This window comes from Weissella cibaria, assembly GCF_004521965.1.
GTDB lineage: Bacteria > Bacillota > Bacilli > Lactobacillales > Lactobacillaceae > Weissella > Weissella cibaria_A.
In genome coordinates this window covers 1-14,907 of record NZ_SDGK01000029.1, presented here as the reverse complement: position 1 = coordinate 14,907, position 14,907 = coordinate 1, and the positions used below count along the sequence as shown (strand labels likewise).

The 14,907-nt window shown below is 45.3% G+C and carries 15 protein-coding genes; 4 read left to right on the top strand and 11 right to left on the bottom strand.

The window, feature by feature from the left end; genetic code table 11:
* Nucleotides 1-132 precede the first annotated feature (132 nt).
* Nucleotides 133-1,245, bottom strand: a complete 1,113-nt coding sequence (locus tag EST42_RS04460; protein ID WP_134644396.1) for a sensor histidine kinase — start codon at nucleotides 1,243-1,245, stop codon at nucleotides 133-135.
* 125 nt (nucleotides 1,246-1,370) lie between these two features.
* A complete protein-coding gene (locus EST42_RS04455) occupies nucleotides 1,371-2,066 on the bottom strand; it encodes a response regulator transcription factor (protein WP_134644395.1) in 696 nt (231 codons plus the stop codon).
* A gap of 184 nt (nucleotides 2,067-2,250) precedes the next feature.
* Between EST42_RS04455 and gloA2 the strand changes: the two genes are divergently transcribed.
* Nucleotides 2,251-2,631, top strand: a complete 381-nt coding sequence (gloA2, locus tag EST42_RS04450; protein ID WP_134644394.1) for an SMU1112c/YaeR family gloxylase I-like metalloprotein — start codon at nucleotides 2,251-2,253, stop codon at nucleotides 2,629-2,631.
* Nucleotides 2,632-3,074: 443 nt separating this feature from the next.
* Here the strand turns inward: gloA2 and EST42_RS04445 are convergent, their stop codons facing one another.
* From EST42_RS04445 to menB, 4 genes are all read right to left on the bottom strand, one after another.
* Complete coding sequence (locus tag EST42_RS04445) at nucleotides 3,075-3,257, bottom strand: hypothetical protein (RefSeq protein WP_134644393.1); 183 nt, start codon at nucleotides 3,255-3,257, stop codon at nucleotides 3,075-3,077.
* A 23-nt stretch (nucleotides 3,258-3,280) separates the two neighbouring features.
* Nucleotides 3,281-4,285, bottom strand: coding sequence for a hypothetical protein (locus tag EST42_RS04440; RefSeq protein WP_134644392.1), 1,005 nt, complete (start codon nucleotides 4,283-4,285; stop codon nucleotides 3,281-3,283).
* Nucleotides 4,286-4,608: 323 nt separating this feature from the next.
* Nucleotides 4,609-6,060 (bottom strand): o-succinylbenzoate--CoA ligase, encoded by a 1,452-nt coding sequence (locus EST42_RS04435; protein ID WP_134644391.1) that lies wholly within the window; start codon nucleotides 6,058-6,060, stop codon nucleotides 4,609-4,611.
* A gap of 81 nt (nucleotides 6,061-6,141) precedes the next feature.
* Complete coding sequence (gene menB / locus EST42_RS04430; RefSeq protein WP_134644390.1) at nucleotides 6,142-6,960, bottom strand: 1,4-dihydroxy-2-naphthoyl-CoA synthase; 819 nt, start codon at nucleotides 6,958-6,960, stop codon at nucleotides 6,142-6,144.
* 211 nt (nucleotides 6,961-7,171) lie between these two features.
* Here menB and EST42_RS04425 point away from each other — a divergent pair, with 211 nt between their 5' ends.
* Both EST42_RS04425 and EST42_RS04420 read left to right on the top strand, forming a co-directional pair.
* Nucleotides 7,172-7,549 carry a PaaI family thioesterase gene (locus tag EST42_RS04425; RefSeq protein ID WP_134644389.1) on the top strand — a complete coding sequence of 126 codons (378 nt, stop codon included), beginning with the start codon at nucleotides 7,172-7,174 and terminating at the stop codon, nucleotides 7,547-7,549.
* Nucleotides 7,550-7,624: 75 nt separating this feature from the next.
* Entirely contained in the window at nucleotides 7,625-8,194 is a 570-nt protein-coding gene (locus tag EST42_RS04420; RefSeq protein WP_134644388.1) for a cysteine hydrolase family protein, read from the top strand.
* Between the two features lie 57 nt (nucleotides 8,195-8,251).
* On the opposite strand, the gene EST42_RS04415 is transcribed toward EST42_RS04420, so the two are convergent.
* The 5 genes from EST42_RS04415 to EST42_RS04395 all read right to left on the bottom strand — a co-directional run bounded on the left by EST42_RS04415 (nucleotide 8,252) and on the right by EST42_RS04395 (nucleotide 13,029).
* The gene (locus tag EST42_RS04415; protein ID WP_134644387.1) at nucleotides 8,252-8,953 is read right to left on the bottom strand and encodes a demethylmenaquinone methyltransferase; all 702 of its coding nucleotides are present in this window, start codon (nucleotides 8,951-8,953) and stop codon (nucleotides 8,252-8,254) included.
* A 114-nt stretch (nucleotides 8,954-9,067) separates the two neighbouring features.
* Entirely contained in the window at nucleotides 9,068-9,760 is a 693-nt protein-coding gene (locus EST42_RS04410; RefSeq protein WP_134644386.1) for a hypothetical protein, read from the bottom strand.
* A gap of 228 nt (nucleotides 9,761-9,988) precedes the next feature.
* Complete coding sequence (locus tag EST42_RS04405; RefSeq protein WP_134644385.1) at nucleotides 9,989-10,417, bottom strand: YdbC family protein; 429 nt, start codon at nucleotides 10,415-10,417, stop codon at nucleotides 9,989-9,991.
* Between the two features lie 59 nt (nucleotides 10,418-10,476).
* The gene (locus EST42_RS04400) at nucleotides 10,477-11,466 is read right to left on the bottom strand and encodes an asparaginase (protein WP_134644384.1); all 990 of its coding nucleotides are present in this window, start codon (nucleotides 11,464-11,466) and stop codon (nucleotides 10,477-10,479) included.
* A gap of 144 nt (nucleotides 11,467-11,610) precedes the next feature.
* A complete protein-coding gene (locus EST42_RS04395; protein WP_134644383.1) occupies nucleotides 11,611-13,029 on the bottom strand; it encodes an APC family permease in 1,419 nt (472 codons plus the stop codon).
* Nucleotides 13,030-13,507: 478 nt separating this feature from the next.
* On the opposite strand from EST42_RS04395, the gene EST42_RS04390 reads away from it, so the two are divergent.
* Nucleotides 13,508-14,890 (top strand): amino acid permease, encoded by a 1,383-nt coding sequence (locus tag EST42_RS04390; protein WP_134644382.1) that lies wholly within the window; start codon nucleotides 13,508-13,510, stop codon nucleotides 14,888-14,890.
* Nucleotides 14,891-14,907 lie beyond the last annotated feature (17 nt).

Sequence of the window (14,907 nt, the reverse complement as noted above, 5' to 3'; positions counted from 1 at the left end):
AATTGGCCGTTGCCAATCACCCACACAATCCAGGTTATAAAAACTCAATAATCACCGATTTTAGTCAGAATTTTCTCCGACCAACACCATTTGACAAAGAGCCGAAAATTCGAGCGTTTAACTACATCTGAATTATTTTAATTTTTGGTTTTTTGGCATCGTCATACTAAAGATCGTTCCGTGCGGTTGATTATCAAGCACTTCAATCGAACCACGATGTCCCTGCACGACCCATTTGGCAATCGCTAGACCAAGACCGTGCCCACCCGTTGAGCGGGAACGCGCTTTATCAACACGATAAAAACGATCAAACAGATGTTGCTTATCGGCATCTGGCACACCTTTACCAGTATCGGAAACTTGCAATTTAATATTATTACCGGCCGCACTAGCACTGATTATAACACTAGCGCCTTCACCAGCGTACTTTTGCGCATTATCAGTCAAAATCACCAATAATTGGCGTAAACGTTGGGCATCCCCGACCATCGGCAATGTTTCTGGCACATCAACCGACAATGTTTGTCCCTTTTCTTCAGCATTAAACTCATAAATATCGCCAACTTCACGCGCAACAGCGGCCAGATCCACATCAGCAAACGCAAACAACGGCACATCAGCGTCAGCCTGTGACAACGTCAGTAAGTCACCAGTCAAATTATTCAAATGTCGGACCTCAGTTAATGCATTCGCGACGTTTTCCACTTGATCCATCACCGTATCATTTGGCCGCTCAAGCATCCGTTCCAAATTATTCTGAATAACCGTCATCGGCGTTTTGAACTCGTGCGCAGCATCGGCCACGAACGTCCGTTGTTGTGACCACGAACGCATAATCGGTCGCATATTGGCCCGCGTTAACGCAATCGCCATTAATAGCAAAGCGATTTCAGATAATGCGAAAATCCAGACAAGCCGATTCTGGAACGAATCAACCATCTCATGCTCCGTCGTCACATCGACAAAAGCCATTTGATCACCATGCCGGTAGAAAAAGTACCAACTACCCCGATATGATTTCAAATAAACCTTGCCTTCTTTCAATGCCAACGCATCTTGGAACGTTTGGACATAGTCAGTCACTTGGGCAGTTTGCAATGGCTGGTCAAACCCACTTTGCGGGGCAAATGCCTTTTCGACACGTTCCTGCGCATTGCCGTACATCACGACCCGGAACTGGCTAATGGTAAACGTCCCAATTAACGAGAACACCATCGTAAAACCAACGACCATCAAAATAGTCATCTTCACCTGTTGTGGTAGCGAAGCGCGGATTCTTTGCAACCACCTGGGTAGTTTTATTTTCGCGAAAAACGCCCTGATTTTTTCAAGCATCACGGCGATTTTCGACTGTTTTTCAGTTGGGGCCATTAAGCTTCCGTCGTTGCATTTAGAGTGTAACCCACATTGCGCAACGTCTTAATGTTTACTTGGGCATCCGCGTTGCGCAAGTTCTTACGAAGGTTCGACATGTAAACTTCAACAACAGTCAATGACGTATCTGAGTCAAAGCCCCACAAACGGTCAAAAATTTGATCCTTTGTGACAATCTGGCCAACGTGTTGCATAAGGTAAACCAGCAGACCGAATTCACGGCCTTGCAAACTAATCTCTTCATTATTAACGAGAACTCGGTGTTGATCGATGAAGACTTGCACATTACCAACTTCCAACGCACCGTCTTGACCCAAAACACCTGCGTGACGCAACAACGTCTTCAAACGCGCCAATAGTTCTTCCTTATAGAAAGGCTTGGTAATGTATTCGTCGGCACCTAAGTTAAAGCCTTGCATCTTATCAGACAATTCACCCTTTGCCGTCAACATCAAAATCGGCAACGTTGGATAAAGATCTTTGGCCTTCTTCAAAATGGTAAAGCCGTCTTGACCTGGTAACATGACATCTAAGACAACGGCATCATAAACCCCAGATTCAATCTCATACCAACCTTCATCACCATCATGCACTTGCGTCACTTCACCAAGATCCGAGATTGTTTCGCGTACCGTATCGTTCAATGCGTAATCGTCTTCAACTACCAATAATTTAATCGTATTTCCTGCCATCTCAATAACCTCGCTGCAGCCAAAGATTTTTTCATTTCGTATTTAATGACTTAAATATAGTGGCTGAACCTTAAAATCGGCATAGTGGCAACTTTGCCGAACCTTAAATATTTAAGGTTTTTCCTTCATTATAATCGTTTCCATTCCGTAAGTCTTGATAGAATAATTAGCAGGAGGAACAACTATGTTATTTGATACCATTCACCACATTGCCATCAATGCATCAAACTACGATGCCACTAAAAACTTCTATGTTAATAAACTTGGCTTTCAAGTGATCCGCGAAAACGTGCGACCAGAGAAAAACGATATCAAGTTGGATCTGCGACTTGGCACACAAGAACTCGAGATTTTTATCAGCGATAAATTTCCAACGCGACCCTCGTTCCCAGAAGCACGCGGTTTGCGTCACTTGGCTTTTAAAGTTGCCAGTGTCCCTGACACGGTCGCCTATTTGGCTATCCAAGGCATCCAAAGTGAGCCCATTCGTACCGACGATTACACTGGTGAGAAAATGACCTTCTTTTTTGATCCTGATGGGTTACCACTTGAAATTCATGAATAGGTTTTGAAACCAAAGGAAAAAGGCACCAGGTTCGCCATCTGGTGCCTTTCCGACCATACTTCTTGAATTGCAATCCGCACAGCCGTCCGGTAGTTGCCTACCGGGCTAAATACAATTACGTATCGCCCTTGTTTCCTATACAAGGGCGATACGAATCGTTTGATTGCTATAATCTAACAAAACGCATCACCCCCTTTCCTAGATTGACTATAATTATAGACCCTAATTTTGGAAATTCAAGTATGAGAGTCATTCTTTTTTTGTCGAATAACATCCACAGTAGCTACCGTGGTTAACAGCCACAAAACAGGCCAAGTTAGCCATGGCGTCACCGTAAAATCCGTTGCTGGCAATTCTGGTGCAGGTGCCTGTGCAACCATTTCCGGCAAAGTCGCTACAGTTTTTGGCGACGAGTTTAATTTCTGATTAACCAGGCCATTGGGTCAACGTTCGTCCTGGACCACTAACTTTGCTGGCCGTGACGTTACTTCTCGCGGTATCGAATTGGCCGGCATACTAGCGACCGGCACGGCTAATCGTGATACTGGTTGAGATTGTGTCACCAACTGATGTTTCACCACATCTGGTGTGGTTTGGGCATATAACGGTGCCGCGACGGCCAACAAGTCACCATTACCATCACACGTTTTTAGGATACTAACGGCCGCATTATCTGTCGTATTATCAGCAAACCGCAGATAAAACTGGTGTCCGTGTGACCCCGTTCCCTCTGATGGGGGTCTCCACCAGCCCGGCTAATATTTGCATCAAGCCGCCGGAAGTCGGCTAACGTCAATGCTCCCGTTGCCTGATGTTGCTGTACAAATGTCGAGAATGAACCATTATGAAAATTCTCAATGCTCCACTCGGTGTATCGATTCCCCATATTATAAGCCAAGGTATACGAGCCATCATCGTTCAGTTGCGTTGTATATGCACCGCGACCATTTCGCGCCAACTCAAGCGCAATCGTTGCGTCTGACGCGGCCACATCAACGGCCACAAACGTTTGCGCGTAAGTCGGTTCGGTATTCATTTGACGGGTGGTCGCTGAAATGACCGTTGCTTGGTAATGACCATTTTTATTTTTATCGACCACAAAGTACGTCAAGTAACCTGACGACGAATTCACTGACAACACCGTACCTGATGCAATTTGCACCTGTTGAATTTGCACCAAATCGTTTATCGCAAACTGGCCATTTTCGCGAATTTGGGCCGCCTTGGTGGCATCCCCTCGTAATAAAGCATTCATATATCCATCATCTTGGTAATAACTACCTACACCCATCTGGTCACTTTTGGTAAAAATATGTTGCGTTGCGATATCTGGCGCATCGGTCTGAAACCGTGATGTGAACGCAAAATGTCCCACAGCCTCAGCCTGGCCAAACAGGATGCGAGCGGCCCCCGTTTTTGCTGCCCAAATTGGCGCTTCCGGTAGCGGTGCCGCGGCCGATCCTGCAATCGTTAAATGCACATCTACCCGTCCAATCGGTGTTGTTTGTAGCGTCAGCCGTAACGTTTGACCCACTACTTCATACGTCCCAATTGTCTGTTGATCATGTTGCAACACACCACGCGCGCGCACCAAATCGTACCACTGGCAATTAACCACATTGTCCGAAATCATCTCACCATACAGCGATATCATGATTGTGTCGTCGGCTTGGTATTGATTGTTGGCCCCACTGCAAAACCATTCGCAATTCGCGCATCGGCCACTTGCACAAAACTTGTACCAGCTGGCAAAACCGTCCCGGCATCATCCCCAACACTACCATCGTCACACCAGACATCACCGCTGGTCCTTTAAGCCCTAATTTAGGGTTTATTCATCTACTTCATTCGCACTCCCATCCCCCTGTTTTTAGGACGCAAATAAACTTCGGCCATTACACGTAAATCCGTTACGAACAGTCTAGCGAACAAAAAAGAAGCGACATAGACCAATCTGCTACATCGCTTCCGCTTTAGTTATTTAATTTCACGCGCTGTGGTCAGTTGATCACGCAATTTATGGCGTTGAATTTTGCCACTAGCCGTCCGTGGGAAAGTTTCCGTCGCAAAGAATCGTACTGGCACTTTATAGTGCGCCAATCGTTCACGACCAAAGTTACGCAATGTCGCAAAATCCATCGTTTGTTCGTCTTTAAACATTACAAAAGCGACTGGGACAGCGCCCCAACGATCATCTGGAATGCCGACAACTGATATTTGGGCAATCGCGTCAGCTTCGCCATAGACCGATTCGATTTCATCAGGGAACACATTTTCACCCCCCGACGAAATCATATCACCTTCACGCCCTTCAACGTACAAAAATCCGTCGTCATCCAACCAGCCCATGTCACCAGTATCAAACCAGCCATCGACAAATGCTTCGGCATACTTATCTGGGCAATTAAGATATCCCACTGCCAAGGTTGGTGACTTAATTTGAATACGACCAACTTTGTCAGCATCGTTAACCTTTTGGATGCGAACTTCAACTGGGAACAGGGGCTTCCCCGCTGATCCTAGCTTACGCGTTGCACTGCTTGCATCCAGCGCAATCACTTGCGACGCCGTTTCAGTCATCCCATATGATTGTACAATTTCAATGCCGGCAGCTATCGCCTTTCCCAAAGTCGTCAAATCAGTTGGTCCGCCCCCCAGCAACATTGTCCGGAAGCGTTCATGGTAAACAGACCCTGCCGGCAACTGGGCCAGTAACTGCTTCAACATGACTGGTACCACTGAGATGGTCGTCACTTGACCCGTTAACAGTTCATGGTTAATCCGATCGACATCAAAACGTTCATATAGCACAACACCCATTCCATAAATCAACGAGCGCATCATAATTGACAGCCCACTAATATGGAAGATTGGGACCGCTGCAAGCCAGACATCATTTGGCGTCAGTCCCAAATTGAGCGCTGAACCAACTGCTGAATAGAAGTGATTACCAAACGTTTGCATGACACCTTTAGGATTACCGGTGGTACCAGAAGTATACATAATTGACGTTACTTTATCTAAGTCGAACGTCGCAATCGGCACGATAGGTTCTGCTTCAGTTGCTAAAATTTCTGAAAAGTTAAGTTGGTGAACATTCGCCAACCCACCAACAAAGGTATCATCTTGCAAAATCGTTGTGATCGTAGCATCAGCTAGTTGAAAGTCCATTTCGCGGGGTGACAAACGGCGATTCAACAGCACAACCGTCTTATCAAGTTGTTGAATCGCTAAAATCATGAGGTAACCCGTTAAATTATTGGGCGTAATTAAGGCAATGCGCTCGTTATTATCCACATGTTTCGCGATTTGTCCTGCAATCTGCAACACCCGCTTGCGCATTTCAGCAAAAGTGAGCGTTACATCACCAAACCGAATCGCCATCCGGTCAGGCGTTAAATTCGCGCGCTTGGTTAGCCAATTTTCCATTGTGCTTCCTTTCAATAGAAAGCCCCACATCACAAAATCATTGATGCGGGGCGTCTGTTCTTTTGTCTTTAAAAGTGTCGCTTACGGGAACTTAGGGAACCGCGTAAAGTCTGGCTCACGCTTCTCAAGGAAGGCGTTCTTACCTTCCTTACCTTCGTCCGTCGTGTAGTACAACATCGTGGCATCACCCGCGAATTGTTGCAAACCAGCCAAACCATCCGTATCAGCATTCATCGCTGCCTTAATGAAACGAATAGCTGTTGGTGACTTCTTCAAAATTTCGTTTGCCCATTCCATCGTCGCATCTTCAACTTCAGCCAAAGGCACAACGCGGTTAATCCAGTTCATGCTGTATGCTTCATCAGCAGTGTAGAACTTCGTCAAGAACCATACTTCCTTCGCACGCTTGTGACCAATAACACGGGCCAAGTAACCTGAACCATAACCTGCGTCAAATGAGCCAACCTTTGGCCCAGTTTGACCAAACATAGCATTGTCAGCTGCAATCGTTAGGTCGGCAACTAATTGCAAAATGTTTCCACCACCAACGGCCCAACCCTTAACCATCGCAATGACTGGCTTCGGAATAATACGAATCAAGTGTTGCAAGTCCAACACGTTCAAACGGGCAATGTGGTCTGGTCCCACGTAACCACCGTTACCACGTACTGATTGATCACCACCAGATGAAAATGCCTTATCACCGGCTCCCGTCAAAATGATGACACCAATTGACGCGTCATCACGTGCCATTGAAAATGCATCGATCATCTCTTGCACCATTACCGGTGTGAAGGCGTTGTGACGGGCTGGATTGTTCATCGTAACCTTCGCCACCGCATCTGAACGCTCAAACAAAATTTCTGAGTATGCTTTGATGGTTGTCCATTCTACAGTCATTTATATATCTCACTTTCCGAATTTCGAGTTTCAATTCCCTTGGTCTCAAAATATGCTTCCTAAATTATAGCTTTTTTCTACCCATTTTTCCAAAAAATCGTTAAACTTATATTTACCACTTTAACCATTTGTGTGGTTTTTTGTTCGTGTTCGCCTCATTGTGGCTTACATACAAAATACATATATTTAAATTGAAAGGTCGTTTATCACAATGAATGCAATTGAATATTTAAACATTTCCACTGAAAAACTAACAGCCGACGAAGTCATTTTGACCATGCCAATCCGCGATGAAGTTAAGCAACCATACGGTATTGTTCATGGTGGCATCAACGCACTACTTGCCGAATCAGCTGGTAGCTTCGGCGCCAATTACGGCCTTGATAACACCAAGCAAGTACCGGTTGGGTTGGACATTCACACGCACCACATCGCACAAGCAACGGAAGGCACATTACGCGCCATTGCCAAGCCAATTCATGCTGGTCGTCAAATCCAAACTTGGCAAATCGATACATTCGTTGTCGAAACCGGCAAGCACACTTCCTCATCAACTTTAACGGCTATGATTATTCCCGTTCGACGCTAGGTAATTTGCTAATTGCGACGTATAATAGTCAACAAACAGAAACGTCATTTTTGAGTTCAACTAGAGGAGATTGCCATGAAGGCTTTGTTGATTATTGATTACACAAATGATTTCGTCGCACCAGAGGGACCATTAACTGCCGGGGAGACAGCTCAAACACTCGCACCACGATTGGTCGAACTTGCTGATGAATTTTTAGCTAACGGTGATGCCGTCATTTTGCCAACTGATTTACACGTGCCAAACGACCCCTATCACCCTGAGACAAAATTGTACCCAGCTCACAACGTCGCAAACACACCCGGGCGTGACTATTATGGCGCCCTGGCCGATTGGGTCCTTGCGCACAAGGACGATGTTAACGTGTGGATTTATCCTAAGAATCGTTACAGCAGTTTCGCCAATTCTGATTTGGATAATTATTTGCGATCACGCGATATTAAGGATATTCATTTGACGGGGGTCGACACCGATATTTGCATTTTGCACACAGCGGTCGACGCTTACAACTTGAACTATGACATTACCGTCCATGCCGATGGTGTCGCTAGCTTCACCCAAGAAGGTCACCGTTGGGCACTTTGGCACTTCAAGAACGTGCTTGGCGCAACCGTGACACCAGATATTAATTACAATCTAGACTAGAACAAAAATCAGAAAAGCCACTTTGGACAAATTTTCCAAAGTGGCTTTTTCTCATTATTATTTAATCCCAAAATGCGCTGCAGCTGCTCCAAAATTAAAGCGTTGGTAGGCAACCGTCTTAAAACCAGTATCACGCATCAAGTCAGCCAAAGCTGTAAATGACATGAATTCTTCGGTCGTCTTTTCCAGGTAGTCGTATGAATCCTTATCATGAGCAAACACCTTACCCATCATCGGCATCACACCCTTGAAGTACATCTTCCAGAATGGCTTGATAACCGGATTGTCAGGTTGTGATGTTTCCAAGACAACCAACTGACTACCAGGCTTCAACACGCGATACAATTCCTGCATGCCCTTTTCAGTATCCGGCAAGTTACGCAAACCAAATCCAATCGTTACCAAATCGAAGGTGTCATCTTCATATGGTAGTTCCATGGCATTCCCTTGCGTTAGGGTTACCCAAAAACTCACGCCAGCTTCGCGAACTTTTTCACGGGCAACAGCCAACATTTCTGGACTCAAATCAAAACCAGTCACATGACCCTTCTCACCTAATTCTTTAGCCAACGCAATCGTCCAGTCACCCGTTCCAGCAGCAACATCTAAAATTTGGCTATTCTTTGGAATATCGATTGACGCCATCGTCTTGGCACGCCAACTGCGATGTGTCCCCAAACTGATAATATCGTTCATCTTGTCATAGTCTTTTGCCAAACCATCAAAGATGCCTTGGACACGTTGTGGCGCTTTGTTCATGTCATATCCCTCAATCATTTTTAGTGCACTTACATTATACAACGATTACCTAGGCGGCGCATTGCTATATACAAATTCATTGTCACGTAATTTGTATATAGCAATAAGATCTAATTAAGCAATTGAAACAAACACCCCAGCATCATTTGTATCACCTGATAGGCGCCAACGCTTTAACATCAATACATCACAGTCATAATCAATGACAATTGGTCGTAACTCAGCTACATCCGCTTCTTTTTGTTGCGCAAGTACGTCGCATCGCACCCAACCGCGTAATCGCAATCGTGGCATCCACTCTAACGGCGGCAACATCATCATCGGTTTAATTTGACCATGGAGATAATCTTGCAGTTGCTTCACTTCTTCTTGCACCTGCGATTTATGTGTCTGTGACACATGCGGAATCACCAGCACCGTCGCACCTAAATCAAAAATGTGTGCTTCACTTCCCTCCCCCACTGCACGATGCCAAACTGCATCAATTTTCCCTAAATGTATGATGCCAACACCTCTTTCAACATCACGCAATCGCGTCGTTGCTGACCAAGACCATACTGGTCGCTCCCCAAATTCACGAAACGCCGCCTCTAAACTCACTAGCGGATTGTCTGCGCGCAATTGTGATACGCCATCACGCGGTAAAATACCGTCGCCAATTTGCTGTGGCAAGCCGGCCGACACATGCTGACTAGCATCTGGCATAACAACAATTGTCACACCCTGCGATAACATTCCCGCCACCATACGCCCCCAATTTACACTATCTATGGCTAAACGATCCATTTCCAACACTACTAAACGCATATTTCCATCCCCCAAAGTCGCTAATATAGCTCAGTCTAACGGACTACAAGCCCCGGAACAAGGGCATTTTTGCACAACTATCATGCAAAAAATGTACCATCGCCATTAACAATAAATGAGTTAAACAAAAACGCGATTAGCCTGCAACACCGGTCCAATCACGTTTCATCTTTTATACTTTGATGATTAATCTGCATAACAGTCAACATAATCAACAAAAATTTAATTTCATAAATCGCCTAAGCGTCCCCACTTAGGTCGTGCGTCGTCTTCCGACTCTGCTTCGGATTCAGCCGCTACTTTATCGGCATAATACATATCCGCTAGATAATCATGTGCAGCTGGTTGTGAGGTTGAAGCCGGTTCAATAACTGGTGGCGTCAAAACTTGCGATTCCGTTTCAACCAGCTCAGGTATCTCAAATTGTCCGTCACCCACTGCAAGCGCTTGTCCCAATAATTCATGCAATTTTTCAATCTCTTCGCGGGTTAGCGTTAGTCCCTTCCCCATCTTGGCATGATCCGGTGACCACATGCGCAAATCATACTTCGGCTTATTGGCGCCCCACTGCACAACATTTAATTGCATTTCCCAGCCAGACTTACTCGTTGAGAGTGTCCCCAATTCTTCTAAAATTTCATACTTCAAAGCAGCCATTTCAACCTCATTTCTGCTTGTAACGCCTGCAACAGGCAAATTTTGTCTCACTAATTGTTTTATACAAAATCTAAGTCATGCGCAATTGGTGTTTGCATAAGCGTCTGAACTGTCTCAAGCTGTCGCGTCTGACCTAGCACCCACATTAGTTTTGCCACGATCGCTTCAGTGTTCATATCACCAGCTGTAATACCACCAGCATCCGCAACTCGCTTGCCCACCTCATAGAGATTAATATCTTGTCCCTCTTCTAAAATCTGGGTCGTGATAATAACTGGTATACCAGCTGCCGTCAATTTTTCAACACCCGGTATAAGATTACGACGTTCGAATGGTAGGCCACCATTGCCAAAACTTTCAATAATGACACCATGCATATTAGCAGTCAGATAATCAAAAATATCGACCGTTAGCCCTGGAAATGCTTTAAGCACAAATACCTTCGTATCCAAATTAATACTAGGTGTCAGGACTGGCGTTTCAGGTCCGGGTTGATACAATGGCACCATGTTACCTTCAGATACGCTAGCGATGTACGGATAATTAATACTTTCGAACGCATCATAACTCTTTGATTTCGTCTTCACAGCACGTGTTCCTGCCATAACAAGCCCATTAAAAACTAAATAGACCCCCTGCAGATCCGTTTGGCTAGCAAACGTTAACGAATCATGCAGATTGCGCACCGCGTCTGTTTCGGCCATACCAAGCGGCACCTGTGATCCTGTCAAAACAACCGGCTTATCAAAGCCATACAGCAAATATGACAGAGCAGCAGCCGAGTAGCCCATAGTATCCGTACCATGCGTCACGATGAAGGCATCGTACGCCTGGTAATGCGCTTGAATGCGTTCCGCAATTTCAACCCAATCTTCCGGTTGCATATTGGTTGAATCCTTAATCATCACGTTTTCAACGGACAAATTTACCCCTGGTCGACGTTCAAAATAACTGACTAACACCTCCGCCGCCAAACCAGGCGCCAACCCGTTCTCCGTCTTTGTTGAGGCAATCGTGCCTCCCGTTGTCAGTACTAGTACTTCTTTCACGCTACTACCCTCCCCCTACACTTCATTCTAGATATCCTTACATTATCGCACAGACCGCATCGTCTATTGTGATTAATTTCGGCATACCCGCAAATAAAAATGGGTTTAACAACTAACGTTGCTAAACCCGTTTACTTCATAACATTAATCTTTGGTACTGTGCTTTGCGCCATAGGCCACGTATACCAACGCACCTACAACAACCCAAACAAGGGTCAAAATCAAAGCATCCTTGTTCAAAGAAACGAACAAACCGGTTGAAGCCAATGCTGAAATAATTGGCAACACTGGGTACCATGGCATCTTGTAACCTGAGTGGTCAATATCTTGACGCTTACGCAACTTCAGAACACCCACTGAGGCGACGATAAAAGCAATCAACGTTCCGGCAGAAACCAAGTTTGCCAACATCCCAACTGGGAATACGGCGCCCAGCGCAACGGTCAAAATCGTCAAAACCAATGTACCATTCTTTGGCAAACCATTCTTATCCAACTTGGCAAAAGTCTTTGGCATCAAACCATCACGTCCAAATGAGTAAACCAAACGCGAACCACCAATCATCAAGGCAATCAAACCAGAGAACATACCAACCAATGCCACAACTGACAACAAGTTCGCTGTAAACAAGTGACCTGATTGACGCAATGCCCAAGCAGCCGGCTCAGCATTACCAGCAAACTTCGTGTAGTGGAACATACCCGTCAAGACAGCTGCAACACCAACGAACAAAACCGTTGCAATCAACAACGTGCCAACAATTGCACGTGGCATCGTCTTTTGTGCGTTCTTAACTTCGGCTGAGTTGGCAGCAATTGTGTCGAAACCGATGTAAGCGAAGAAGACTTGCGCAGCTCCCATCATGACACCGTGCATCCCACCAAAGTTTGTCCCAGGCACGTGCTTCGGTACAAACGGCACCCAATTTTGCAATTGGATTGCAGTGGCTCCCACTACAATGAACAAAATGATAACCGCAATTTTGCCAATAACCAACCAGTTTTCAACCTTGGCGGCACCCTTCACACCACGTGAAACCAGGTGACCAACAACTAACAACGCCAAGGCGCCAAACAGGTCGAACCACGTCCCGTTACCTGGCGAGAACGATGCCGTCAACGCCTTTGGCAACGCAATACCAAAGCTTGATAGGAAGCCCTGGAAGTATGATGACCACGATGCTGAAATCAATGCCAAGGCAATCAAGTATTCTGCTAGGACCGCCCAACCGGCTAGCCAACCGACAAATTCACCATAAATGACGTTAGCCCATGAATAGATTGACCCCGCATATGGCATCGCTGATGCAAATTCTGAATAAGCCAAGGCTGATAAACCGGCAATAATTGCTGCAATAATAAATGAAATAACAACCGCTGGTCCTGCGTAATCAGCCGCCACGATACCTGGCATCGTAAAGATACCAGCACCCACAACCGTTCCAACTCCCATTGCGATCATTTCACGCAAACCGAGCACAGGCGTCAGATGGCCGTCCTTATCCGCGTAATTTCGCGGATCTTCTTTGCGCGCCATGCGCGCGAACAAACCCTTTTGTTCCATAAACGTTTCCTCGTTTCAACTACTCATCTAGCTACTAGATTTACTCATTCAATCATTAGAAAATAATGTGATAATTCTACATTCAAAACCAGTTACTGTCAACTGAATTCACCACCACAAATGCCCATTTCTCGGAACTTAACGCATTATTATTAAATACTTTTCATAAATAATTATCGACTATGCAAAATATAATGAATGCCTTTTTAGCTTGCGTACCTTTAGTAATAATGATAAACTTCTAATCATTAAGTACTAACAAGACAGAAATGGAGGTCATCATCATGATTAAGCAATACCGTCACAACAGCATTACTGTCATCACGACGACCACCACCTCAACCACCATTTTGGCTGGTTGGGCTCTTTAAAGTACTGTTAAATAAAGATTGTTAACAGGCCGTCCAATCAGTTCTACACCCCATTGCGGTGCATGGCTAGTTGGACGGTCTTTTTGTATGCTTAGGAGAAAAAGAATATGGCAAAGAACAAAGATAAATTACCTGACGGCCAGTTACAACGGTCGCTAACGTCAAATCAAATGCAGATGATTGCCTTGGGTGGTACCATCGGGGTTGGCCTATTTATGGGTTCAACTTCAACAATTAAATGGACCGGTCCTTCCGTCCTATTAGCCTACGCTTTCGTCGGCTTGCTCCTGTACTTAGTGATGCGAGCTTTGGGGGAAATGATTTTCATCAATCCCACAACCGGATCATTTGCTGATTATGCAACCAATTACATTCACCCGCTTGCTGGGTACCTTACAAAATGGAGTAACGTTTTCCAATATATTGTCGTTGGTATCAGTGAAGTTATCGCGGTTAGCCAATATCTCAATTACTGGTGGCCAAACCTACCTGGTTGGATTTCCGGCGTGGTCGTTATTGCCACTTTGACGCTAGCGAACCTTGCTTCAGCCAAGGCATACGGCACGATGGAATTCTACTTTGCCATGATTAAGGTTGTCACGATCATTTTGATGATTGTATTGGGTGTGATGGTCATCTTCTTAGGATTGGGTAATCACTGGCACGCGCTTGGCCTATCAAACTTGTGGTCACATGGTGGTTTCTTCACCGGTGGCGTGAAGGGATTCATCTTCTCGCTATCAATTATCGTTGGGTCATACCAAGGAATCGAAGTGTTGGGTATCACAGCTGGTGAAGCTGCCAACCCACGTCACGCTATCGTCTCATCAGTTAAGTCCGTTGTTTGGCGTATTTTGATTTTCTACATCGGGGCCATTTTCGTTATCGTAACGATTTACCCTTGGAACCAACTGGCAGCCGTTGGCTCACCATTCGTTGAAACGTTCTCAAAGGTTGGAATTGCCGGCGCCGCTGGAATCATTAATTTCGTGGTCTTGACGGCTGCCATGTCAGGCGCCAACTCAGGTATTTACAGTTCAAGTCGTATGCTATTCAAGTTGTCACGCGACAAGGAGACGTCTGGTGTTTTCCAAAAGTTATCTTCACACCACGTCCCATACGTTTCAATTTTGGCCATTTCAGGTGGTATCTTACTTGGTTTGATTTTGAACACGGTATTATCACTTTATAGTAAGTCAACGGCAAACATCTTTGTCCTGGTTTATAGTTCAAGTGTGTTACCTGGTATGGTGCCTTGGTTCGTTATTCTTTGGTCAGAACTTAGCTTCCGCCGTTCAAACAAGGAATTACTTAAGGATCACCCTTTCAAAATGCCACTCTACCCATTGACGAACTACTTCGCAATCTTCGCTTTGGTCTTGATTGTCATCTTTATGTTCATCAATCCTGAAACACGTATCTCAGTTTCAATTGGAGCCGGCTTCCTCGTGTTGCTATCACTATTCTTCTTCGCAACGAACAAGCAATAAATCAAAAGCGTCCCCCC

Bases quoted from the DNA above. Each gene is read 5' to 3' on its own strand.
- EST42_RS04460 (WP_134644396.1), bottom strand. From the start codon at position 1,245: ATGACTATTTTGATGGTCGTTGGTTTTACGATGGTGTTCTCGTTAATT.
- EST42_RS04455 (WP_134644395.1), bottom strand. From the start codon at position 2,066: ATGGCAGGAAATACGATTAAATTATTGGTAGTTGAAGACGATTACGCA.
- gloA2 (WP_134644394.1), top strand. From the start codon at position 2,251: ATGTTATTTGATACCATTCACCACATTGCCATCAATGCATCAAACTAC.
- EST42_RS04440 (WP_134644392.1), bottom strand. From the start codon at position 4,285: ATGATATCGCTGTATGGTGAGATGATTTCGGACAATGTGGTTAATTGC.
- EST42_RS04435 (WP_134644391.1), bottom strand. From the start codon at position 6,060: ATGGAAAATTGGCTAACCAAGCGCGCGAATTTAACGCCTGACCGGATG.
- menB (WP_134644390.1), bottom strand. From the start codon at position 6,960: ATGACTGTAGAATGGACAACCATCAAAGCATACTCAGAAATTTTGTTT.
- EST42_RS04425 (WP_134644389.1), top strand. From the start codon at position 7,172: ATGAATGCAATTGAATATTTAAACATTTCCACTGAAAAACTAACAGCC.
- EST42_RS04420 (WP_134644388.1), top strand. From the start codon at position 7,625: ATGAAGGCTTTGTTGATTATTGATTACACAAATGATTTCGTCGCACCA.
- EST42_RS04415 (WP_134644387.1), bottom strand. From the start codon at position 8,953: ATGAACAAAGCGCCACAACGTGTCCAAGGCATCTTTGATGGTTTGGCA.
- EST42_RS04410 (WP_134644386.1), bottom strand. From the start codon at position 9,760: ATGCGTTTAGTAGTGTTGGAAATGGATCGTTTAGCCATAGATAGTGTA.
- EST42_RS04405 (WP_134644385.1), bottom strand. From the start codon at position 10,417: ATGGCTGCTTTGAAGTATGAAATTTTAGAAGAATTGGGGACACTCTCA.
- EST42_RS04395 (WP_134644383.1), bottom strand. From the start codon at position 13,029: ATGGAACAAAAGGGTTTGTTCGCGCGCATGGCGCGCAAAGAAGATCCG.
- EST42_RS04390 (WP_134644382.1), top strand. From the start codon at position 13,508: ATGGCAAAGAACAAAGATAAATTACCTGACGGCCAGTTACAACGGTCG.